Source organism: Larkinella harenae (assembly GCF_054780515.1).
This window is the reverse complement of sequence record NZ_BAAGWE010000004.1, coordinates 239,747-261,130: the sequence shown is the minus strand read 5'-3', so window position 1 is coordinate 261,130 and position 21,384 is coordinate 239,747. Positions and strand designations below refer to the sequence as shown.

Sequence of the window (21,384 nt, the reverse complement as noted above, 5' to 3'; positions counted from 1 at the left end):
CATAAAGCAGAAAACCGTACCTTTGCGGTATGGCGGCAATTGGAACGGACATACAACAAGCAAAAGCTTTCTTAGAACAGGGCGACGTCGTTGGATTGCCCACCGAAACCGTATACGGGCTAGCCGGGAACGCGCTCAATCCGGATGCCGTGCTAAAGATTTTCCGGGTAAAAAACCGGCCCTCGTTCGATCCACTTATCGTTCATACCGACACAATTGCCAAAGTAGAAACCTTCGTCATCGACATTCCGGAAAAAGCCCGGCAGCTCGCCGAACGGTTTTGGCCGGGTCCTTTGACGATTTTACTGCCCAAGCAATCCATCATTCCCGACCTGGTGTCGTCGGGTCTCGACACCGTTGCGATCCGGATTCCGAACCACCCGCTGGCGCTCAAACTCCTGGCAACCCTGGATTTTCCACTAGCCGCGCCCAGTGCCAATCCGTTCGGTTACATCAGCCCGACCTCCGCCCGGCACGTGGCCGACCAACTGGGCGACCAGATTCCGTACGTGCTCGATGGTGGTGCGGCCCAGGTGGGCATCGAATCGACTATTATCGGTTTTTCGGACGGTGGGCCGATTGTTTACCGGCTTGGCGGAATGACCCTTGAAAAGCTGGAAGCGGTGGTCGGGAAGGTCGCCGTGCGCAGCCATTCGACATCCAACCCCAAAGCGCCGGGTATGCTGAGCAGTCATTATGCCCCCCGCAAACCGCTCTTTCTGAAAGCACCGGACGAACTCCTGAAAGCGCACCAGCCCGAGCGAATTGGCGTGCTGGCCTTTGAGGAAATCACCCGGCTGGTTCCGGCCGAAAACCAGCAGATCCTGTCCGTTACGGGCGATGTATCCGAAGCTGCCAAAAACCTATTTTCGGCCATGCGAACCCTGGACACCAAAGATATTGATGTGATTGCCGCCGAATTGGTGCCCGAAACGGGCTTGGGCCGGGCCGTCAACGACCGTCTGCGCCGGGCGGCATTTAAATAAAAAAGGGGAAAGAACGACCTCCTTCCCCTTTTCGACTCAATCATTCGTTTTGATATGCCACCCTTTCTTAGCCGCTTTGGGCGCTTTTGGAACCTTGGGGGGAGCCGGTGCAGCCGGCACGGCTTCAAACCGGGATGGCGCTGGCTCAGTTGGTACCTCCGCCGGAGGGAACGGTTCTACCGACTCGACGGCTGGGGGTGGAACAGGCGGTGTGGGGGGCGCTGGTATTTCGTCCGGGCTGTTGTAGCGCTTGCCATTGTACCAGTATTCTCCCTTTTTCGCTGCTGCTTTGCCCACGCGAGCCGGTGGGGTTGCCACCGATGGGGCCACGGCCGGACTCGGCTCCTGGGTTGGCTCTGCCGAAAAGCTGGATTTAGGCGCAACAGCAGGCTTCGGTTTTGGGAGCGAATCCGGTTGGGCGAAATTTTCGTGCTCTTTCAAGAAATCGTCCATAGGTTTCGCCATGCTCTGCCAGACTTGCTGCAGGGCTTCCTGTGATTCCTCAAGAACTTTCTGCTGGTCCTCATAACGCATTTGCTCCCAGTGACGCCGGGACGAGGGACCCATCGGCTGACGAAAACGGTTATACAGATCAGCTTCAGCCTCCTTTAGCTTCCCTTGTAGGTGAGACTGATTCCGAAACTGTTTGGCCAGTTCCCTTTCCACCCGCGCAAATTCCTTTTGGAGTTTTTGCCTCGACTTCTGACTTTCATCGGTGCGGTTCGTGCCCTCCTGCTCCACCTGCTCGCCAACCAGTGACTCGTGCAGCTTTGCCAGTTCCTCTTTCAACTCCTCCAATGCTCTAATTTGATATTCCAGCCCACTTTCTTCGGCAGGCTTTTCCGGTTCTATTGTGTCGCCTGGAATTGCCGTAGACACGCTCATCGATTGCGGTTCTTCCCTTGTCTGGGAATCCAGTTGCTGCGTAGCAGCACGGGGCAGTGCATTGCTGGCTGTGCGGGGATTGCTGACGGCCCGGTTGATCATGGCGGGCCGGTAGTGATTCTGCCCCGTAACCAGACCCGCCAGTAACACCAGCAGCCCGGCCACGCCCCAGCCGTTGGGTTTCGGGTTGGAAACCGGCACCCCAATTACCCGTTTGACACGCTGCATAAACGACGGTTTCCGGGCACCAAACGCCATTGCCAATTCCGGCGTAGGCACCTGCGCCTGTCGCCGTTGTTCGATATGAACCAACGCCTGGGCCAGGCTGGCCCGCTCTCCGCACAGCTGAATCGCCACATCATCGCAGCAGTGTTCGCGCTCTTCGCGCACCCGCGCCGATAACCACCAGATGGCCGGGTGAAAAAACAACACCACCTCCACCGCCGACTGTACCAAATTTACCAGATAATCGTACCGGCGAATATGGGCCAGTTCGTGGATCAGAACCGCTTCCACCTCCCGGGGCGACAACCCGGCCAGCAAGCCAACGGGAATCAACACGATTGGCTTGAGCCAGCCAACGGTCATCGGAACGGTTATTTCCGTCGATTCGAACAACCGGATGGCATTGGAGATACCGAGCTGTTCTGCCAACCGATTCAGATGCTGTTGCCAGGCCACCGGAGCCGCCTGAATACCGCGTTTCTGTAATCGTTGAATAAACAGCCAGCCGCCCAGTAAGCGAACGAACAACACAGCCGAGCCGAGTAACCAGAGCGCCACCACAACCGACAAATGCGGTTGCAGCCCGTTGATGATGTGCCCCGACCAATTGTCGACCACGGGTAAATTCAGGACCAGAACCGCCGAAGCCGGCTCTTCCAGCGGCTCACCACGAATGAGCATCGTCGGTCGAACGGGTTCGTAGGCGATCCAGCAGGTAATCACAAAAAGCACCAGTTGCAAAGCCAGCGCCCCGATGCTGATGCTGTAGCGCACCGACGAAGCTTTTTGCTGGGTAAGCCGCAAAAGCAGGGCGGTCGTCAACGCAAGCAACGTGCCCTGCCAGGTGGTATGCATCAGGCCCCAACCCAGTGCATTCGTAACGGGTTCTGAAAAAAAGTGAAAGGCGTTCATACGATCAGTTGGTTGCGTTGGGGTTCATGTTATTGATGAGTTTTTGCAGCTCTTTCAATTCCTCCGGTGTTGCTTTGCTGTTGCCCAGCGCCTGCATGACCAGCTTCATGGCTGATCCGCGAAAGGCCGTATCCACAAACCGTTCGAGCAGATGTTGCTGGGTTTGCTGTTCATCAACCAATGCCTGATATACATGGTATCTGCCTTCTTCAGTGCGGCTCAGCAGCCCTTTGTCGTGCATAATCTGCATCAGCTTCAGCGTGGTAGTGTACCCGATTTCACGCGTCTGACTCAATCGGTCATTCACTTGCCGCACGGTACTCGGACCGTTGGCCCACAGCACATGTAAAATCTCTAATTCGGACTCGGTCGGTTTCATAACTTTTTGTTTACTGTTCGGAATAGGGAATTTAAAACGGAAGAGCACTTCTACGAAATATTTCGTAACAAAGATATACGAATCGTTTCGTAGAAGTCAAGCCTCTACTACGAATTTTTTCGTAGTATCTTATTTCACGTTATTTTCCCTCCCCGATTGAAAAATAAAATGGAAACCCAAATTTTCAACTACATTTACCGTTAAACACCTAAACACTACGTTACATCGGCTGCACCATGAGACCCCTCTCCTTCTTATTCCTGCTGGTATTCACGCTTACGCAGGTCAATGCCCAAACCGTTTGCCTGACCAAAGCCGAGCACGAAGCCACCGCCAAGAAGCTGGCCAAAGAGTATGTTGTCGTTGAAAAAGTTGTCGATCCGACGTTTGGAAAACCCCCTGCCGCTGCGGGGCCGCGTACGCCCGATGCGTGGACACCCGGTGAAAAGAAGCGATTTGAACTGCACGAACAGTTTGGCCGCGATCTGAACCAGCTGTTGAAAAAGGCGAATGCCTTGCAGGACACCACCTGTTTTCTGATGGTGACTCTCTACGCTAATGCTGATGGCTCCATCAATCGGGTGTATTATGAGATGACCCAGAATTTCATGCGTCCTAAAATCGACAGCGTGGCATCGGCCCGCTTTCAGGAAAAAATCAATCCGCTCTTCTGCTCGTGGTTTGCAACGTATCAGTTCCCCGTCACCGGCGAGAAGCCCTACCGATTCCAGACAAGCCAGGTCATCGGCAAACTTCCTTCCCGCCGAAAACTACGCCGGGGGCCGGGCATCCTGACAACCCTTGAACAGGCAGAGCAAACCACCCGCCCAGACACCGTCAAACACCTGGTATTCAACACACTGGAATTAAAAGAAGTGCCGAATGTGATTTACCGATTTCCGAACCTGGAAGTGCTGGACCTTAGCATCAACGGGATTAACACCATTCCCGAAACGGTTTTCAGGATTCCGAAACTCCGGCAACTCGATGTCTCCAGCAACCCACTAGCTCAAGACGGCCTGCACGTCGCTCGTAACAAACACCTTAAAATCCTTAACATTCAGTCAACCGGCCTCAAAACCGTTCCAAAAACCGTCACCCGTAATCGACGGCTGGAAAGCCTCTGGCTGGGCCTGAATGATTTTTCGGGGGGACTCAATACCGCGCCATTGCGGAAGCTGCGCCGGTTGAAAGACCTGAATCTGTATAAGGCAAAACTGAATGAATTGCCCGGCAGCATTCGCCGATTGAAGCGATTGGAAGTACTGGACCTGTATTACAACCAGCTGCGGGTACTTCCCGAAAAACTCTGCCGTATGCCCCGGTTGCAGCAACTGGCCATTTCCAACAATCAACTCAATGAGTTACCCCAGAATTTGGGACGGCTCCGAAAACTTCAGGTTCTTTACACCCACCACAACTTTCTGGGCACGTTGCCCGCCAGCCTGCCAAAGCTCCACGCTCTGCGGATTCTGGATATTGGACACAACGCGTTTGTGACGGTTCCGGATCGGGTGTTAACCCTGCCAAATCTGGAAGAACTCGACATAAGCCATAACCGCCTGACCGAGATCCCGCTGCACCTGACAAAGATGCAAACATTGAAAAAACTCCACCTGCGCGGCAATCCCGTCAGCGAGCAGAAAGGCATCTCGGCCAGCCTGATCCAGCAACTCGAAAACAATAAAACTGAGGTTTTCTATTAAGAAATTACCCGGCGGGTCGGTAACAATTCAACACGGCCACGGGTTAACCATGTCTGGCTTCTGCCAGCTTAGTTAATCCCTTTGAAAACCGTGGAAACAAGCCTGAAACAATTATTGGAAGTTTTTCCTCATCCGGGTCGCATTGAATGGATTGGCATTCGGCCCGTTCGAAAGGCCGCGCTTCAATCCGTTCCGGAAGTGGAAGTGTCGGAAAAAAGCGGTTTGGTGGGCGATCACTACAACGGTCGCAGTGGCAACCGCCACGTGACGCTGATTCAGGCGGAACACCTGCCAGCCGTAGCGGCTTTAACCGGCCACGAATCCATTGATCCGGGTCTGCTGCGCCGAAACATCGTTGTCTCCGGCTTGAATCTGCTGGCCTTAAAGGATCATAAAATTCAGATTGGAAAAACCGTTGTGCTGGAAATTACCGGTTTTTGCCATCCCTGCTCCCGCATGGAAACCAACCTGGGACCGGGCGGCTACAATGCCATGCGCGGCCACGGCGGGCTTACCGCACGGGTGTTGCAGGGTGGTCAGATTCAGCTGGGCGATGCCATAACGGTTTTACCACCGGATCAAACCGATACGGAACGGTTCACCAATTCCTGAAACCGGCTGGCCGTCAGTTCCGTAAAATCCTGAATCACTTCATCAGCACCGGCTTCGATCAAAACGTCCGGTAAATCGGTCGTGGCCAGCCCGATCACGTACGCCCCCGCGGCACTGGCCGCCCGAATTCCCGTTGTCGAATCTTCGAAAATGACGCTTTGCTGCGGCACAACGCCCAGCAATTGCATGGCCTTCTGATAAATCTCCGGATCCGGTTTGGGCCGTGTCACGTCGCCTTCGTTCAGCAATACGTCAAAATAAGCCCGCAGATTCAGGGTGTTTATCACAAAATCAAGGTTTTCAACGGGTGCCGATGTTCCCACGGCGGTTTGCACCCCTGCTTTCCGCAGTCGTTGCAAGAATTCGGGTAACCCATTAACGGGTTTGATATCAGGCCGGTACAACTCCCGGAACAAGGCTTCTTTTTCGGCCGCCAGTTGCTTCGATTCGGCCACTGACAGCGCCTGATCGGCGAACAAATGGCTCAGAATTTCATTATTGTGTTTTCCCGAGATATACCGGATAAAATCATCGTCGGTCAGCGTTTTTCCGTAGCGTTCAAAATACTTCCGCCAGGCAATGCGGTGGTGAGGATTGGTATCAGCAATCACACCATCCATGTCAAAAATAGCAGCTTTCATTTGTTAGAAAATGACGGCAGAAGCCAGACTCCTCCCATCGGTTAATTACATATTAATTTTTCGTGAAAAAACAGCGGATAGCAATAGCATCACCACTACCAGGCCCAACCCGTAGGTCAGCCCGTACCCCTCAGCCATAAAACCGATGGCGGGTGGTCCGGCCAGGAAACCCACAAAGCTGAAGGTGGCAAATGTAGCCAGCCCGGTAGCTGCCGGAATACCCGGAACACGCATTGAAGCTGCGTACAAAATTGGAGCCGTCAGCGAACAACCCGCCCCCAGCAGGGCAAAACCACCCAGTGCAACAACCGGATCCGAAACCGTAATGGCCAGTGACAACCCGGCAGCCGCCACCAGACTTCCGAAAAAAAGAATGCGTTTGGCACCCACCCGCGGAATGATGGCATCACCCATAAACCGCCCCAAAGTCATGGCTAAGGAAAAACAGCCAAAACCCAGGGCCGCCAGCTGGCTTGTCGCGCCCGTTGCTTCCCGTAGATACACCGCACTCCAGTCGAGAGCGGCCCCTTCGCCCATTGCCACAGCCAGACCAATCAAAATCATCAACAGTAACAACAGGTTGGGCTGAACAAAAGACGCCGACGATTCAGTCGGTGGCTGAGCCGGAATGGTTGCCAGGATAGGTCGCAGCAAAAAGGTCAATACCAGAAGCAGAAAGGTCATGGCCAACATGTGAATGGAAGGCAGCACCTGAAACGCAATCAGGATGCCCGCCAGCAGCGATCCCATCATTCCCCCCAGACTCCACATCCCGTGGCAGGACGACATAATCATAATATTATGCTCCCGTTCAACATCAGCCGCGCTGGTGTTCATGGCCACATTCAGCAAGGCGGCACTCAACCCCACCAGAAACAAGCCAACCGCCATTACAGCAACGGAAGGTGCGTTAATGGGCACCAGCGTACTGATGCACAACGCCAGAGCGCTCAAAAAACAGGTCCGGGCTGCTCCTAGTCGGGCAATAATCCAGCCCGTGAGCGGGTTCATCAGCAGCAGTCCGGCCGGCATTGCAAACAGCACCATGCCCAAACCGCCATCGGTCAGGTGCAGTTTTTCCTTCACATGCGGGATGTGTGCCACCCAGCCGCCCAGCAGCAGGCTTTCGGTCGTGAAAACCAGCCCTACGGCCCGGGCATGCGGATTCGTAAAAAACGTGTGCAGGCTGCGAAACAGCGAAGGTGTGGAAGAAGGTTTGTCGTCGAGGCTTATGTTCATGATCACTTCATCAAATCATGTGGCAAAATTAATGCGGTTTTCCGAGCTAGGCTAAAGTTTAATTATCCGTTTTTAATGCTGTATTAACCACCGATGTGTTAATAACTCCGCATTAATGTTAATTTGGCACCTAAATTACAAATAGATCGATGAAACCGCAGTTTGAAAAAATCGAACCAGAATTTGGGAGTTCATTTCGGCTGGTACACCATACCGAACCCGATAGCTGCTGGGTTTACTGGCATTATCACCCTGAACATGAGATCGTTTATATACCGCGCGGCAGTGGCAAACGGCACATCGGTCACCATGTTTCTACTTACGAAGACGGGGAGTTGGTTTTTTTGGGACCGAATCTGCCCCACCTGAATTTCAGCCACGGTGTGATCGGAGATTTCGAAGAAATTGTGGTGCAGCTGCGCGAGGATTTTCTCGGCACCGACTTCCTGCAAAAACCTGAACTGGCCGCCATCCGACGTTTGTTCGAACGAGCCCACCAAGGCATTTCTTTTTACGGAAAAACAAAGCAGCAGGTGGGCCCGCAGGTGGCTTCGCTGGTCCGTCTGCCGCCGTTTGAGCGCATGATGGCCTTACTGACAATCTTTCAGCAGCTGGCTACATCGACCGAATACCAATTGCTGAACGCAGGTTATGATAATATGGAAATCAACGGCCGGGAGCAGGAGCGCATCAACCGCATTTATGGTTTTGTTGAAAACCGGTATACGCAGCCTATTGAGATACAGCAGGTTGCATCGGTCGCCAATATGACCGTTCCGGCCTTCTGCCGCTATTTCAAAAAAATGACGCAGATGACGTTTACCGATTTCGTCAATGAGTTCCGGATTACGCAGGCCCGCAAGCTGCTAACGGGCGACCGCAGCATCGGCGACGTCTGTTACGAAAGTGGGTTCAATAACCTTTCCCATTTTAATAAGGTTTTCAAGCAGCGGACGGGCCAAACGCCCGGAGAATACCGCCGGGCGCTGGCGGTTTGACGGCCTGAACTGCCGGGCGGCCCCGTGGGATTACGGCAAGGCAAAGGCCACGTAACTATCTCCTTTTTTGGTTCCCAGCTTCGTGCCTCCGCAGGCAATGACGATGTATTGCTTGCCGTTCACTTCGTAGGTGCTCGGCGTGGCATAACCCGCTGCCGGGAGTTCGGTTTGCCAGAGTACATCACCGGTTTTTTTGTCGATCACCCGGAACAGGCCGTCTTTGCTGGCGGCAATGAACAACAGCCCGCTGGCCGTTACCACCGGACCGCCGTAACTCTCGGCACCCGTGGGCGGAATCCCCTTGGCGGTTAGCTCTTTGAGCTCGCCGAACGGTTTTTGCCACAGGTGTTCTCCCGTGTTCAGGTTGATGGCCGTTAAGGTTCCCCAGGGCGGACGAATGCCCGGATACCCCTTGCTATCGAGAAATTTGGTATATCCGTTGAACTTATAGGGTACGTACGGTTCTTTCTTACCTTTGGCTCCGGCGGCAACCTCCACTTTTTCATCGCCGAACAGAAACGCCACCAACGCCTGCTTTTCAATCTCCGACAGGCGGGTAAAACCGGGCATCATTCCTTTGCCGGTGGTAATGAGTTTATGCACAAAATCCCGTTCCCGGCGCTGGCCGATGTTGACCAGAGACGGATAACCGCTGGTCGGGTTTCCTTTACGGTCAGGACGGTGACAAACGGCACAATTGAGCGTGTAAAGCCGTTCGCCGGGACTCAGGTGCGCCAACTCTTCTTCTTTCGGCGTATCCCGCAGGCTCAGCACCCACGCCATTTCGTTGGCGTTCACGTACATAATTCCGTCGGGATCGACGGCGGCCCCACCCCATTCGGCCCCGCCATCCAGGCCGGGGTACACCAGCGTTGGCGTTTTGCCCAGCGGCTGATACGGACCGATTTTAGAGCGCCGGTAGGTAGCCAGCAGCGAATCGCGGTTTTCGGCGTAAGGATTTAAATCCGATTCGGCAATGGTTTGCCGGGCAAACGGGGCCGGTTTGGTCGGAACGGGCTGCGTCGGCCAGGTTGGTTCGTCGGGCAGATCCGATTTCGGATATGGAACTTCCTTGATGGGAAACAACGGTTTTCCGGTCACGCGGTCAAAGACGAAGACGTGGCCAGTTTTGGTAACCTGCGCGACAGCATCCACGGTTTTCCCGTTCATCCGAAGCGTCACCAGGTTGGGTGGAGCGGGCAAATCACGGTCCCAGATGTCGTGGTGCACAAACTGGTAATGCCAGAGTCGTTTGCCGGTTTTCGCATCCAGCGCCAGCAGGCAATTGGCAAACAGGTTTTGCCCTTTGCGGTTTCCGCCGTAAAAGTCAAAAGCCGCCGAACCGGTTGGTACGTACACGATCCCGCGTTTCCGGTCGATCGACATGCCCGACCAGTTGTTGGCTCCACCCACGTTCGTGTTCTTGTAAGCCTCTTTCGGCCAGGTATCGTAGCCAAACTCACCGGGATTCGGAATTGTGCGGAACACCCAGGCAACTTTACCCGTCCGAACATTAAACGCCTGAATGTAACCCAAAGCCGCGTCAGAAGCCTCGGAAAGCCGCAACGGCATGATGATCAGATCTCCGAAAACCGTACCGGGTGTGTTGGAAATGACGAATTTATCCACCGCGGTGGGTCCTAATCCGGCTTTCAGGCTCGCTTTTCCGTTGGTACCAAAACCCGGAATCAATACCCCCGTCCGCGCATCCACGGCACACAGGGACGGCCCCGATCCGAACAGAATGCGTTTGTCCTCCTTGTCGCTCCAGTAGGTAACCCCCCGCAGGGTGTTAACGCCCCCCTTACTGGATTCGCCGTACCGCCATTTTTCCTGGCCCGTGGCCGCATCCAGCGCAAATACCTGATTAGAGGCCGTTACGCCAAATAGCGTTCCGTCGACGATGATGGCGTTGCATTGTACTTGCCCGGAGTCTTTGGAATGATATTCCCAGGCAATTTGTAACTTACCGACGTTGGAAGCGTTAATCTGATCGAGTGGCGAATAGTGGTTCCGGTCGGGGCCGCCGAGGTATTCAGGCCATTCGCGGGAAGTTTGGCTGGATGAAGGTATTTCGGGCGTCCACCGAGCCGCGGTAAACAAGGCAGCCGACAGAAAAAGGGCAGGCAATAACAAACGTTTCATTCAAGTCCGAAAAGCTAAGTGGGTTTCGACCGACTGCCGCTGACTGAGCACTGACAGCGTTGGCAAAAGCCCGGAAATATACAACTTTATACACACTGATTGCTAGTATCCATGCGCAATTCGCCCATCACCACCTCTATATTTGATCTGTTTAAGGTGGGCCCTGGCCCTTCCAGTTCCCATACAATCGGCCCCATGAAAGCCGCGTTCGATTTTCTGGAGCGGCTGCGCCAACTGCCCGACTCAACCATCCAAACCGCCGATTCGATTCACATTCACCTGTACGGTTCCCTCAGCGCCACCGGCAAAGGCCACGGTACCGACCGCGCCATTGTGGCCGGACTGCTGGGCTGGCAACCCGAATCCACCGACCCAACGGCGCTGATGGCCCTGCTCAAAGACCCGGAGCTGACCTACTCAGTCCCAGTAGACCACCGGGAGTTTGCCCTGAGCGCAGAACACATTCACTTTGAGCGAAAAAAGTACGAATCCCCCTACGCCAATACAGTTATATTCCGGTTGGCCAAAGATGGCAACACGGTTTTTGAAGAAGAATATTATTCCATCGGGGGCGGTTTTATCCTGCGCAGAGGTGAAGAAACTGCCTCTCCGCTCACCGCCGACCTGCCGTACCCGTACAGCACCATGAAGGAGTTGAAAACCCGGCTGTACGACCATCAACTAAAGCTGGACCAGTTGATGCTGGCGAACGAACAGGCCCTGACCGGGCGGTCTTTGAAGGAAATCAACGCCCGCATCGATCAGATTCTGGATTTTATGCACAAAGCCGTTCGGCGCGGCCTACGGCACAAGGGAACGCTGCCGGGTTCAATTAAACTGCGCCGGAAAGCCCCGGTTCTCTACCAGCAGGCCCGGGGGTTGCCGCAATCGTCGGACAGCTTCCTGATTTTCCTGAACGCCTATTGCCTGGCAGCTTCGGAGGAAAACGCAGCCGGCGGTATTGTGGTAACGGCGCCGACTTCCGGCGCTTCGGGCGTGATTCCGGGACTGACCTACCTGGCCCGCCATCATTTTCATTACGACAAGGCCACCCTCCGCAAAGGCATGTGGGCCGCAGCGGCCATCGGTTTTCTGGTCAAACACAACGCCAGCATTTCCGGCGCTGAGATGGGCTGCATGGGCGAGATCGGTACGGCTTCGGCTATGGGAGCTGCGTTTCTGACGTACGGCGCGGGAAAATCGATCGATGCCGTGGAAGCAGCCGCCGAGATCGGAATCGAACACCACCTCGGCATGACCTGCGACCCCATCGGCGGGTACGTCCAGATTCCGTGCATCGAGCGCAATGCCATGGGGGCCGTGAAAGCCTACAACGCTTTTCTGCTGGCCACGGCCGGCACCCCGGCCAACCAGAAAATCTCACTGGATGCCGTCGTTAAGGTGATGAAAGCCACCGGGCGCGACATGTCAACCAAATACAAGGAAACGTCGGAAGCGGGGCTGGCGCTGAGTGCAACCGAATGCTGAACCCCGTGCTTACGGGAATTTGTATTCCCGCTGGCGACCGGCAGTAACCTGCAATGAAAACGGATTCCCGTTGATCACCATCACATAATTCCCCGGATTCAGGTCTGTAAAGACCGCCTGGTATGAATTGGCCGCAGTCAGCGTTCCGGTCAGCAACGGCGGAACCTGGCGGTATCCCGATTCGCTGTATACTTCGTAATAGACATCGCCGGTGGGTCGTTCGGCATACGATAATGACACCAAAACGCTGCCGGTTTGGGCTTCGACCAGGTTTTGCCGGCAAGCGCCCAAACTCAGCGCCCAAAGAAAAAGGAGAACACGAGCTGCTTTCATAAAGTTGAGTAACAATTTGTGGACGTGCTTCACGTATAAATCGTCCGACCCGAATGGTCGGCTCGATTGGATAAAAGGCAATTATTATGCCTACAGCCCTGTTCTGGCAAAATTTTACAATTTCTATTCCGCCCCGAAAAATCCGGATTCAGGTGGTCAAAAACCGTATTCTGCAACTTTGGTTGTCAAACCGTCGCCCAAATCGTGACCTTCGCCGTCGCGAAAAAGGAAGATATTCTTTTTCCTCAGTTCCATCGGCTGGTCCACGCCTTCGTTGATGGAATGTTGATTAGCTTTACGCGGCATGAATCCGAAATCAGCTTACCGGCTTACTACCCGTCAGATTGCGCAACTCGCGTTGAGCGTGCTGGTGATCTATTACCCCATCCTATTGTACGTCAACCTGCCGGAACGTACCTGGCTATTTGTGCTGCAATCGCTTCCGTTTCTGCTGGGCCAGGGCCTGGTGACGTTTGCCCTGTATTTTGCCTGGATTTACCTCACCGAAATTGTGCTGGACTGGACGGCCAACCGGTACGGAGAGGAATTTCTGGTGGATTTCAAGCTGCGGACTCAAGTGCTTGCTCTTTTCATCACGATCATCGCCGGCATGGGTCTGAATGCGGTTGGTGATTACGCCCGGCGCGAGGTCTTACACTACATCCCGCGTCCGATCCCGGCCGTAGCCCGCAATGAAAATCAGGACAACCACCCACCGCGCCACGGACGCTGGGAGTTTTTTGAGCGGTCGAACAACGGTTTGACCATCGTCATCATGCTGTCCATTTTCTATCTATCGGCCAACCGCCGGGCCAATCGCCGACTGAAAGACGTGCAGATTCGGGCCGAACGGCTGGAAAAAGAAGCCATCCTGACGCAGTTTGCCGCTTTGAAAAACCAGATCAGTCCGCATTTTTTATTCAACAGCCTGAGCATACTATCCTCACTCGTGCACGTCGATGCCGATTTGTCGGAACAGTTCATCGATCAGCTTTCGCGGGCGTACCGGTACATTCTGGAGCAGAAAGACAACGACAAAGTCCGGCTAAAAACCGAACTGGATTTTATTCGATCCTACACCTTTCTGCTCAAAATCCGCTTTGAAGAGAGTTTTGACGTGCTGATCGACGTGCCCGAAACCGTGGCCGACCAGTATTTCATTGCTCCGCTGACGTTGCAGCTTCTGGTCGAAAATGCCGTCAAGCACAATCGGATGAGTCCCGAAAAACCGCAACGGGTGTTCGTGCAGACCGAGGGCGAGTTTCTGGTCGTGCACAACCGGATTCAGCCGCGCGAACAACTCGAACACTCGACGGGTTTGGGCTTACAAAACATCATCAACCGCTACGCGCTGCTAACCGACCAACCCGTGTGGGTGGGCGAACAGAACGGTTCGTTTGTGGTTAAAATCCCTCTGATTCAATGAACGTCGTTATTCTGGAAGATGAGCGTCTGACAGCCCAGCGGCTGGAAAGCCTGCTCCACCGCTACGACCCCGAAATTCAAATTCTGGCCGTTCTGCCATCGGTCGAGAAAGCCGTGGCGTGGTTTACCGACCCGCAGCCCGTGAAACCGGATCTGGTGTTCATGGACATTCATTTGCAGGACGGGCTTTCGTTTCGCATCGTCGAGCAGGTGAAGCTGACTACACCGATTGTTTTCACGACGGCTTTCGATGAGTACGTCATTCAGGCCTTCAAGGTCAATAGCATTGATTACCTGCTCAAACCGCTGAACTACGACGAGCTGGTGGCCGCCATTACCAAATTCAAGGCGCTGCGGGACCAATTTGCGACTCACCAGCAATTATCATCCGCGCAACCGGCTCCCCCGCTCGTTGGACCGGACCTGGATGCGCTGGTTCGGATGCTCGGTGGGTTTAAGGAAACCACCTACAAAGACCGGTTCATGATTACCGTCGGATCGAAAGTCCGCAGCGTCGAAACAAGCGAAATCGCCTATTTTTTCCTGGATGAGCGCATGGCCTTTCTCGTTACCAAAGACGGTTCTACCCTGCCCGTCGACTACAGCCTGGACAAACTAACAACGCTCCTCAACCCCAGGCAATTCTTTCGCGTCAGTCGGCAGTTTCTGGTAGCGTTGACGGCTATTCAATCCATCCAGATGTATTCGGCAGGTAAATGGAAGCTTGAACTCCAGCCCAAATCCCGACACGAAGTGTTTGTCAGCGGGGATCGCCTGACGGATTTGAAGGAGTGGCTCGGGAAATAACCATTTTCCCGAAAACCACTTACAACCCCGCCGGTCGTTCTGGTGTCTTTTAGGCTAACTGACCACCATTCGACGATGAAAAAGATTCTACTGATCAGCCTGTTCTTTGGCCTTCTCGGATCTTCATACGCCCAATCACCCGTTTACAACAATGCGCTGCGCGTATCGGTAGAAGCCACCAACAAATATGAAAACAAGGTGCAAATGCAGAGGCATATCCTGCGGTATTCGGTCGGTTATCATCGGAAACTATCCAACAGCCGCTGGCTGGTAGACGGAAGCTTAAGTTATCTGCAAAATCACATCCGTGAAAAGGCGTCTGGATTTGATGCAAGCTACATTGGGACGCGCTCGCAGCGAATCTCCGCCGATGTTGCGGCCCTGTACAATATATTAAAAAGCCCTCGGCACACACTACAACTTGGAGCGGGTCCTTCGCTGTGGTATCAACGAAACGAACTCGAAACCGATGTAACGATCCGGCTTAACGGTGGTCAGGAAGTTGATAAAATTACCGTAGAGAGAACGAAGAAACCCGAAGTGGTGCTGGGTTTTAATCTGCAGCTAGCCTACGAATACGCCATAACGCCCCAGGTTGGCGCTGGAGTTCGGGCAATCATTCTTTCCAATCTGACCAAACCAGAAGAGCGGGGGGCTATCCCCAACAACTTTTTAGCAACGGGCGTCCATGTAAGCTACTGGTTTTGACAAAGGTGGCGGATTGATTGATGGCCCCAATTTCATCACCAGCAGCCGGGCGTTCCGCACCGAAAAAAGCCAATTCCGCGCCCCAAAAAACCGACTGGGCAACATTCTTTTTCGGATGCCAGAAGGCCGTGTCACCTTTGTACACTGCTTCTTCACGGCAGCCCGATCATGAAAACGCACTATTCTCTTTTCGTTCGTTCGGCGGTTTTCGCCCTCTCTTTATTTATCAGCTACTCGACCGCGATGGCGCAGTTTGGCCCTCCGGGCGGAGGACCTCCGGGTGGCGGTTTCGGCAACCAGGACGGCGGTCGGAAGAAGCAGGAATTTACGGGCGTAGCCGAAGAAGCCCCCAAAGGCAATGGCAAAATCACGGGAATGCTCATCGACTCCACGTCCGGCAAACCCGTTGAATATGCCACCGTGGCGCTGATCAGCTCCAAAACCGGCAAGCCCATTGACGGCACCACCACCGACGACAAAGGTAAATTCGCGCTGACCAAACTGGCACCCGGGGAATACCGGTTACAGTATTCGTTCATCGGTTACAAAAATGCCGATTCGAAAACCTTCACCATTGCCAAAGGAACCGACCTGAATATGAGCAATGTGACGCTCCAGCCCGATGTACGAACGCTAAGCGAAGTGGTGGTAACGGGGCAGGCGGCTTTGATTGAAGAAAAAGTGGACCGGCTGGTGTTCAACGCCGAAAAAGACCTGACTTCCAAGGGTGGTGACGCAACGGATATTCTGAAGAAAGTGCCGATGCTATCGGTGGACCTGGACGGCAACGTCAGCCTGCGGGGTAGCCAGAACATCCGGGTGCTGATCAACAACAAACCGTCGACCATCGTGGCCAGCAGCGTGGCCGACGCCCTCAAGCAATTGCCCGCCGACATGATCAAATCGGTAGAAGTGATTACTTCGCCATCAGCCAAATACGACGCGGAGGGGGCCGCCGGGATCATCAACATTATTACAAAAAAGAACACCCTGCACGGTTTGACCCTGAACGTCGATACCGGCGTGGGCATCCGGGGTTCCAACCTCGGTCTGAACGGTTCGTACCGGCAGGGAAAACTGGGCATCAGCCTGGGTGGTTTTGGACGGGCCATGTACAACCGGGCCTCGTCGAGCATGGACCAAACTACCCTGATCAATGGCATGCCCATGAGCACGAGCCAGACCGCCACGGCCTTCGACAAACCGTTGTTCGGGCAGTATACGCTGGGAATCGATTACGATCTGGCGAAAAACCAATCGCTGTCGGCCAACATCCGGTACGGAACCCGCAATTTTGTTCAGGAGCAAAATCAGCTGACCAACGCGTACATCGGTGATTCGCTGCTGAATTTTACCAACCGCGACGTCAACCGCAAAGACTTATCGAATTCTGTAGACATCAACGTGGACTACATCCGCACGTTCAAGCCGCAGCAGGAATGGAGCATTTCCACGCAGTACAGCCGCACGGGACTAACCAATAATTTTTACGCCAACCTGCTGGGTGCCGGTAATGAACTGACCGCCCGCCAGCGCAACCTTAACAACAATACCAACCAGGAAATTACCCTTCAAACCGATTATCAGACCCCCATCCGAACGAATCAGTTGCTCGAATTTGGCGCTAAAGCCATCCTGCGGCAGGTCGATAGCCGGTACCAGTACCAGATTGGCGGCCCCGTCGGTGAGTTGGTTTTTGATCCGACTAACCCGGCGGGTTCGCTGAATTACTCGCAGAACATCGGCGCGGGGTACGTTTCCTACACCTACGTAACCCCCAACAAGTACACCTTTAAAGTGGGCACGCGCTACGAATACACCGGCATCGACGCCACCAGTGATGAAACGATGGCGCTGGCGATTCCGAACTACAGCAACCTCGTGCCGAGCATCAACGTATCGAAAGGTCTGAAGGGTGGTGTTACGCTGAAAGCCGCTTACAATCGCCGGATCCAGCGCCCCGGTTTGCAACAACTCAACCCCAACCCCAACGCGGCCAACCCGCAGAATATCATGGTAGGAAACCCCATCCTGCGCCCGGAATTGACCGATAATTTCGAACTGAGCCTGAGTTCGACGATCAGGAAAACCTACCTCAATGCCGCCCTGTTCGGGCGGCTGACCAACAACGCCATCACCCAGATACGGCTGCCGTCGGATACGCTGGCGGGCGGAATTCTGACAACGTTTCAGAACATCGGGGTGCAACGCACGTACGGCGCCAACGTCTTTTTCAACACCAGCCTGACGCCCAAATGGACCATCAATGGCGGACTGGACGGTTTTTACATCTACATGCAGGGCATGACGGCAGGCACCGACGGACGTTCGCAGTCCATTAGCAACGACGGTTTCAGCATCGGTGGCCGGTTGATGTCGCAATGGTCGCTCAATAAAGGCTGGGGCATTCAGGGTTTCGGTTTCTGGCGCTCGCCCATGCCCCAGTTGCAGGGCACAATGGGCGGCATGTACATGTACTCGCTGGGGGTGAAGAAAGATTTTGCCAACAAACGGGGCAGCATCGGGCTGGCGGCCGAAAACTTCATCGGCAACGGCGTAACCATGCGAACCAACCTAAACGCTCCGCTCCTATCGCAAACCAGCGCCATGCATTTGTACAATCAGAATGTAAAAGTGACCTTCTCGTACCGTATTGGTAAAATGACTTTTGAGGAGAAGCGCAAAAAAAGCCGGTCCGTGAATAATGATGACGTAAAAGGCGAGGCCAATTAAAAACCGTCGTTGAATTCAACCAACCTATTTTAGATTCCAAATGGCGTTACGGCTAAGCTGTAGCGCCATTTTTTTTACCGTTCAATCATTCGTCGCGCGAGGCTTTTCTTTCACGCTGCCAACGTGGCGTTTCGTCTTCTCCGTATTTCTCCGTCCAGATTCCGGTGATTTTCGCTGCAACTTTGAATCGTTAATCACAACGGGAGCCGCCGAAAACCGACTAGAGTAGGCACTAACAACAAATCAAATTACCTCATGAAAAATGTAAAAATGACGACCAACGGCACCCTGAAATCCCTGACCCAGGAACAGGCTCAAAGTATCGTCGGCGGAGTTGATTGCCCGGATCTGCGTTCAAGCACGGTATCCATGAAGATCAACGAAGTGGCCCTAAAAATCAACATCGGCGCAATGAAAATCAATGCCGCTGCCCTAAAAATCTAAGGTACCAATAGCCTTTTGGCTTTATACACACCATTTAATTCGGACAAAAAGGGGACGCCGAAAACCTTCAACAGAGTAGGCACCATTCACACTGTTTAACAATAATTCAATTACAATCATGAAAAAGCAAGTTTCAAAAATCACGCTGAAAACGGATCAAATCATCGCGCTGTCAAAAAACCAGGCTCAGAGTGTTAAGGGTGCCCTGCCCAAAAGCAATGCCGGCCGGGACACCTGTTTCTGCCCGACCGACATCTAATCCACAAAAGGGAACGCCGAAAACCTTTGACAGAGTAGGCACCATTCACACTGTTTACTAACAATCATGAAAAAACAACTGGCAAAACTATCATTGAAAACCGATCAGATCATTGCGCTGTCAAAATCACAGGCTCAGAACATCGCCGGTGGACGCCCCATCCTGATCTCCTACAAAGGCAACTGTAGCGGACACAGAGACTGCCCCGTGAGAATCTAATTCGCCGGGTACGACAAACCTACAGAGCAGCATTGAAACGAGTAGGTGCTGCTCTGTTTGCTTATTCCTGCATCCACACCTTACCTCCCTGTCAATCATGAAACTTGGTCTTCTTGAGTTCGGAACCGGCTGCGTCAGCCCGATGGATATTGTCGAAAATGTACTCGAATACGCCCAACAGGCGGAAGAACTGGGTTACACCCGGTTCTGGCTCGGCGAGCATTACGGGGCCTCCTCCGCTTACACCAACCCCGAAGCGCTGATTCCCGTCATTGCCGGACTCACCAGCCGCATCAACGTTGGCGTAGCCGGTCTGCTCATGGCTTACCACAATCCGTACCGCGTGGCCACGGTCTTTAAGCTCTTGAACAACCTGTTTCCCCACCGGATTGATCTGGGAATTGCCGGTGGACATGTACCCCCAGAAACCGCTTTGAAGTTGGCACCGGATCTTGATTTTTCGCAACCGTTTGTCAAAACCAGCACCTTCCTCCGAAATAGCAAAGCCGTATACGACTATTTGTACGCCCCCGAAAACGCCAACCAGATAACACCCCACGGGGGGTATCTTCCCACGGTCTGGTCGCTAAGTGCCGGATTAAACAACGGCCCGGCCATCGCCCGGCAGCAGTCGGCCCTCTGCAAATCGGTTTTTCATACCCAAATCGAAGACCACCATCAGGACGCCGACCGATTACAGCAGTACCGGGCGGCTTTTTACAGCCACCACCAGACCGAACCCCAGATTACACTGGCGGTCGCCGGTGTTTGTGCCCGAACCAACCAACAGGCCCACCAGATCCGCAACGCCCTGAAACGACCGGTTTCGGTAGCCAGTGAACTCATTGGCTCGCCTTCCTTCATTCTGGATCAGCTGGCCGTTTTGCGGGAACGTTACGGCGTCAACGAATTCATTTTTCTGAACATGGCCGAAGAAACCCGTCACAAACGGGCCGGCATTGAATGGCTCGCCCGGGCGCTACCGGCTTATGGCGATACGGTTTTCACAACTTCTGATGTAACCGCTGTGTTATGAATCCTGTTACGCTTGTACCAAATACCGCAACGGCAGTCTTGCTCGACCGTGTTTATAAACACATGGCCGGTCAGCCCCTGGACGGTGATGTTTCGCTGATGGGCGGCCAGATGGGTTACGCCCTGCTGGAAGCGTATGCCAACCGCTATTACGACCAAACCGACGACAGCCGCGTCTGGTCCCGCGTTTCGGCCAGCCTGGCCGCTGTCCAGCACGGTGACTTGCACCACTCGTTCGCTTCCGGCATGGCGGGCATTGCCTGGGGATTTCTGCACCTTTGTAACCAGGGTTTGCTCCAAACGGATGAAATCGACCCTCAGGACATTGTTGCCGACCTGGACGAAGCGCTTTTTGAAATCTCCCTCGATTGCCTGCAAAGCGGAGATTACGATTACCTGCACGGTGGCTTAAGCGCCGGTTTATATTTTCTGGAACGCCAACCCTCTCCTGCCCTTACGCGGTATGTTACGGAGCTGGTTGAAGCGCTGTCGGCGACGGCCATTCGGCTGCCTGATGGTGCCATGACCTGGCGTTTCGATCACCACAAACGTCCGAAAACGTACGAAGCCCCCCGGTATAACCCGAGCCTTTCGCACGGCACCGCCAGCATTGCCGCTCTCCTCAGCCTTTTTTACGAACGGGGATATGCCCGTCAGCGCTGTGCCGAACTGATCCGGGGAACGCTTCAATGGATGTGGCAAAACCGTAACCGCTCGGGAATCAGTACTTTCCCAGGCTTTGTTCATGAAACCCGGCAGGATCAGGACAGCCGCCTGGGTTGGTGTTATGGCGATCTGGGAATTGCCAGTACCTTCTGGCTCTGCGGGCAGAAATTACGCCACGCTCCCTGGCGAACCGTTGCCTACGAAACCATGCTGAAAGCCGCAGCTCGCCGGAGCACATCCGACGCTGCCATTCACGATGCCGGGCTCTGCCACGGGTCGGCTGGCGTCGCTTACCTGTTTCGGCGCTTCGGTCGGCAAAGTAGCCATCCAGCCTTCCATCAGGCCGCCGATTACTGGATGCAGCAAACAGCCCGGCTGGCTACGATGCCTGCTCAGGATAACGTATTTTTAAGTTATCTGGATAAACAGTACATGCCGAACCTGGGTCTGCTCGACGGTGAAAGCAGCATCGGCCTCGTGTTGCTAACCGAGTTGGGTGCTTCTCCGGCCTGGGAACGTTTCCTGCTTCTTTCCTGATC

The 21,384-nt window shown here is 54.1% G+C and carries 21 protein-coding genes; 14 read left to right on the top strand and 7 right to left on the bottom strand.

Features of this window, described 5'->3' with window-relative positions; genetic code table 11:
- Positions 1 to 29: 29 nt before the first annotated feature.
- Positions 30 to 986 carry an L-threonylcarbamoyladenylate synthase gene (locus ACYVH9_RS21120; RefSeq protein ID WP_460638384.1) on the top strand — a complete coding sequence of 319 codons (957 nt, stop codon included), beginning with the start codon at positions 30 to 32 and terminating at the stop codon, positions 984 to 986.
- A gap of 36 nt (positions 987 to 1,022) precedes the next feature.
- On the opposite strand, the gene ACYVH9_RS21115 is transcribed toward ACYVH9_RS21120, so the two are convergent.
- Positions 1,023 to 3,008: a M56 family metallopeptidase gene (locus ACYVH9_RS21115; protein ID WP_460638383.1), complete on the bottom strand. Its 1,986-nt coding sequence runs from the start codon at positions 3,006 to 3,008 to the stop codon at positions 1,023 to 1,025.
- A gap of 4 nt (positions 3,009 to 3,012) precedes the next feature.
- The gene (locus ACYVH9_RS21110) at positions 3,013 to 3,387 is read right to left on the bottom strand and encodes a BlaI/MecI/CopY family transcriptional regulator (RefSeq protein ID WP_460638382.1); all 375 of its coding nucleotides are present in this window, start codon (positions 3,385 to 3,387) and stop codon (positions 3,013 to 3,015) included.
- A 236-nt stretch (positions 3,388 to 3,623) separates the two neighbouring features.
- Between ACYVH9_RS21110 and ACYVH9_RS21105 the strand changes: the two genes are divergently transcribed.
- Positions 3,624 to 5,093, top strand: a complete 1,470-nt coding sequence (locus ACYVH9_RS21105) for a leucine-rich repeat domain-containing protein (protein WP_460638381.1) — start codon at positions 3,624 to 3,626, stop codon at positions 5,091 to 5,093.
- A gap of 90 nt (positions 5,094 to 5,183) precedes the next feature.
- Complete coding sequence (locus ACYVH9_RS21100; RefSeq protein WP_460638380.1) at positions 5,184 to 5,705, top strand: MOSC domain-containing protein; 522 nt, start codon at positions 5,184 to 5,186, stop codon at positions 5,703 to 5,705.
- Here the strand turns inward: ACYVH9_RS21100 and ACYVH9_RS21095 are convergent.
- On the bottom strand, positions 5,672 to 6,346 hold the full coding sequence (locus tag ACYVH9_RS21095) for an HAD family hydrolase (protein ID WP_460638379.1): 675 nt from the start codon (positions 6,344 to 6,346) through the stop codon (positions 5,672 to 5,674). The genes ACYVH9_RS21100 and ACYVH9_RS21095 overlap by 34 nt on opposite strands.
- 45 nt (positions 6,347 to 6,391) lie before the next feature.
- Positions 6,392 to 7,585 (bottom strand): MFS transporter, encoded by a 1,194-nt coding sequence (locus ACYVH9_RS21090; RefSeq protein ID WP_460638378.1) that lies wholly within the window; start codon positions 7,583 to 7,585, stop codon positions 6,392 to 6,394.
- Positions 7,586 to 7,734: 149 nt separating this feature from the next.
- On the opposite strand from ACYVH9_RS21090, the gene ACYVH9_RS21085 reads away from it, so the two are divergent.
- The gene (locus ACYVH9_RS21085; RefSeq protein ID WP_460638377.1) at positions 7,735 to 8,583 is read left to right on the top strand and encodes an AraC family transcriptional regulator; all 849 of its coding nucleotides are present in this window, start codon (positions 7,735 to 7,737) and stop codon (positions 8,581 to 8,583) included.
- Between the two features lie 30 nt (positions 8,584 to 8,613).
- Here the strand turns inward: ACYVH9_RS21085 and ACYVH9_RS21080 are convergent, their stop codons facing one another.
- Positions 8,614 to 10,728, bottom strand: a complete 2,115-nt coding sequence (locus ACYVH9_RS21080) for an outer membrane protein assembly factor BamB family protein (RefSeq protein WP_460638376.1) — start codon at positions 10,726 to 10,728, stop codon at positions 8,614 to 8,616.
- Between the two features lie 111 nt (positions 10,729 to 10,839).
- On the opposite strand from ACYVH9_RS21080, the gene ACYVH9_RS21075 reads away from it, so the two are divergent.
- Positions 10,840 to 12,216: an L-serine ammonia-lyase gene (locus ACYVH9_RS21075; protein WP_460638375.1), complete on the top strand. Its 1,377-nt coding sequence runs from the start codon at positions 10,840 to 10,842 to the stop codon at positions 12,214 to 12,216.
- A 9-nt stretch (positions 12,217 to 12,225) separates the two neighbouring features.
- Here ACYVH9_RS21075 and ACYVH9_RS21070 read toward each other — a convergent pair whose 3' ends face one another.
- Together ACYVH9_RS21070 and ACYVH9_RS21065 are read right to left on the bottom strand one after the other, a co-directional pair.
- Entirely contained in the window at positions 12,226 to 12,549 is a 324-nt protein-coding gene (locus tag ACYVH9_RS21070; RefSeq protein WP_460638374.1) for a hypothetical protein, read from the bottom strand.
- Between the two features lie 156 nt (positions 12,550 to 12,705).
- Entirely contained in the window at positions 12,706 to 12,855 is a 150-nt protein-coding gene (locus tag ACYVH9_RS21065) for a hypothetical protein (RefSeq protein WP_460638373.1), read from the bottom strand.
- On the opposite strand from ACYVH9_RS21065, the gene ACYVH9_RS21060 reads away from it, so the two are divergent.
- The 9 genes from ACYVH9_RS21060 to ACYVH9_RS21020 all read left to right on the top strand — a co-directional run bounded on the left by ACYVH9_RS21060 (position 12,854) and on the right by ACYVH9_RS21020 (position 21,382).
- The gene (locus ACYVH9_RS21060) at positions 12,854 to 13,975 is read left to right on the top strand and encodes a sensor histidine kinase (protein ID WP_460638372.1); all 1,122 of its coding nucleotides are present in this window, start codon (positions 12,854 to 12,856) and stop codon (positions 13,973 to 13,975) included. The two genes, ACYVH9_RS21065 and ACYVH9_RS21060, sit on opposite strands and share 2 nt — an antisense overlap.
- Complete coding sequence (locus ACYVH9_RS21055; RefSeq protein WP_460638371.1) at positions 13,972 to 14,781, top strand: LytR/AlgR family response regulator transcription factor; 810 nt, start codon at positions 13,972 to 13,974, stop codon at positions 14,779 to 14,781. The genes ACYVH9_RS21060 and ACYVH9_RS21055 overlap by 4 nt, the downstream gene beginning before the upstream one ends.
- A 75-nt stretch (positions 14,782 to 14,856) precedes the next feature.
- Positions 14,857 to 15,489 (top strand): hypothetical protein, encoded by a 633-nt coding sequence (locus tag ACYVH9_RS21050; RefSeq protein WP_460638370.1) that lies wholly within the window; start codon positions 14,857 to 14,859, stop codon positions 15,487 to 15,489.
- A 168-nt stretch (positions 15,490 to 15,657) separates the two neighbouring features.
- A complete protein-coding gene (locus ACYVH9_RS21045; protein ID WP_460638369.1) occupies positions 15,658 to 18,222 on the top strand; it encodes a TonB-dependent receptor in 2,565 nt (854 codons plus the stop codon).
- Between the two features lie 255 nt (positions 18,223 to 18,477).
- Entirely contained in the window at positions 18,478 to 18,666 is a 189-nt protein-coding gene (locus ACYVH9_RS21040; protein WP_460638368.1) for a hypothetical protein, read from the top strand.
- 118 nt (positions 18,667 to 18,784) lie between these two features.
- Positions 18,785 to 18,925: a class I lanthipeptide gene (locus ACYVH9_RS21035; protein ID WP_460638367.1), complete on the top strand. Its 141-nt coding sequence runs from the start codon at positions 18,785 to 18,787 to the stop codon at positions 18,923 to 18,925.
- A 66-nt stretch (positions 18,926 to 18,991) separates the two neighbouring features.
- Positions 18,992 to 19,144 carry a class I lanthipeptide gene (locus ACYVH9_RS21030; RefSeq protein WP_460638366.1) on the top strand — a complete coding sequence of 51 codons (153 nt, stop codon included), beginning with the start codon at positions 18,992 to 18,994 and terminating at the stop codon, positions 19,142 to 19,144.
- Positions 19,145 to 19,241: 97 nt separating this feature from the next.
- Entirely contained in the window at positions 19,242 to 20,180 is a 939-nt protein-coding gene (locus ACYVH9_RS21025; protein WP_460638365.1) for an LLM class flavin-dependent oxidoreductase, read from the top strand.
- A complete protein-coding gene (locus tag ACYVH9_RS21020; RefSeq protein WP_460638364.1) occupies positions 20,177 to 21,382 on the top strand; it encodes a lanthionine synthetase C family protein in 1,206 nt (401 codons plus the stop codon). Before ACYVH9_RS21025 ends, ACYVH9_RS21020 begins: the two co-directional genes overlap by 4 nt.
- Positions 21,383 to 21,384 lie beyond the last annotated feature (2 nt).

Bases quoted from the DNA above. Each gene is read 5' to 3' on its own strand.
- ACYVH9_RS21120 (WP_460638384.1), top strand. From the start codon at position 30: ATGGCGGCAATTGGAACGGACATACAACAAGCAAAAGCTTTCTTAGAA.
- ACYVH9_RS21115 (WP_460638383.1), bottom strand. From the start codon at position 3,008: ATGAACGCCTTTCACTTTTTTTCAGAACCCGTTACGAATGCACTGGGT.
- ACYVH9_RS21110 (WP_460638382.1), bottom strand. From the start codon at position 3,387: ATGAAACCGACCGAGTCCGAATTAGAGATTTTACATGTGCTGTGGGCC.
- ACYVH9_RS21105 (WP_460638381.1), top strand. From the start codon at position 3,624: ATGAGACCCCTCTCCTTCTTATTCCTGCTGGTATTCACGCTTACGCAG.
- ACYVH9_RS21095 (WP_460638379.1), bottom strand. From the start codon at position 6,346: ATGAAAGCTGCTATTTTTGACATGGATGGTGTGATTGCTGATACCAAT.
- ACYVH9_RS21090 (WP_460638378.1), bottom strand. From the start codon at position 7,585: ATGAACATAAGCCTCGACGACAAACCTTCTTCCACACCTTCGCTGTTT.
- ACYVH9_RS21085 (WP_460638377.1), top strand. From the start codon at position 7,735: ATGAAACCGCAGTTTGAAAAAATCGAACCAGAATTTGGGAGTTCATTT.
- ACYVH9_RS21080 (WP_460638376.1), bottom strand. From the start codon at position 10,728: ATGAAACGTTTGTTATTGCCTGCCCTTTTTCTGTCGGCTGCCTTGTTT.
- ACYVH9_RS21075 (WP_460638375.1), top strand. From the start codon at position 10,840: ATGCGCAATTCGCCCATCACCACCTCTATATTTGATCTGTTTAAGGTG.
- ACYVH9_RS21070 (WP_460638374.1), bottom strand. From the start codon at position 12,549: ATGAAAGCAGCTCGTGTTCTCCTTTTTCTTTGGGCGCTGAGTTTGGGC.
- ACYVH9_RS21060 (WP_460638372.1), top strand. From the start codon at position 12,854: ATGAATCCGAAATCAGCTTACCGGCTTACTACCCGTCAGATTGCGCAA.
- ACYVH9_RS21065 (WP_460638373.1), bottom strand. From the start codon at position 12,855: ATGCCGCGTAAAGCTAATCAACATTCCATCAACGAAGGCGTGGACCAG.
- ACYVH9_RS21055 (WP_460638371.1), top strand. From the start codon at position 13,972: ATGAACGTCGTTATTCTGGAAGATGAGCGTCTGACAGCCCAGCGGCTG.
- ACYVH9_RS21050 (WP_460638370.1), top strand. From the start codon at position 14,857: ATGAAAAAGATTCTACTGATCAGCCTGTTCTTTGGCCTTCTCGGATCT.
- ACYVH9_RS21045 (WP_460638369.1), top strand. From the start codon at position 15,658: ATGAAAACGCACTATTCTCTTTTCGTTCGTTCGGCGGTTTTCGCCCTC.
- ACYVH9_RS21040 (WP_460638368.1), top strand. From the start codon at position 18,478: ATGAAAAATGTAAAAATGACGACCAACGGCACCCTGAAATCCCTGACC.
- ACYVH9_RS21035 (WP_460638367.1), top strand. From the start codon at position 18,785: ATGAAAAAGCAAGTTTCAAAAATCACGCTGAAAACGGATCAAATCATC.
- ACYVH9_RS21030 (WP_460638366.1), top strand. From the start codon at position 18,992: ATGAAAAAACAACTGGCAAAACTATCATTGAAAACCGATCAGATCATT.
- ACYVH9_RS21025 (WP_460638365.1), top strand. From the start codon at position 19,242: ATGAAACTTGGTCTTCTTGAGTTCGGAACCGGCTGCGTCAGCCCGATG.
- ACYVH9_RS21020 (WP_460638364.1), top strand. From the start codon at position 20,177: ATGAATCCTGTTACGCTTGTACCAAATACCGCAACGGCAGTCTTGCTC.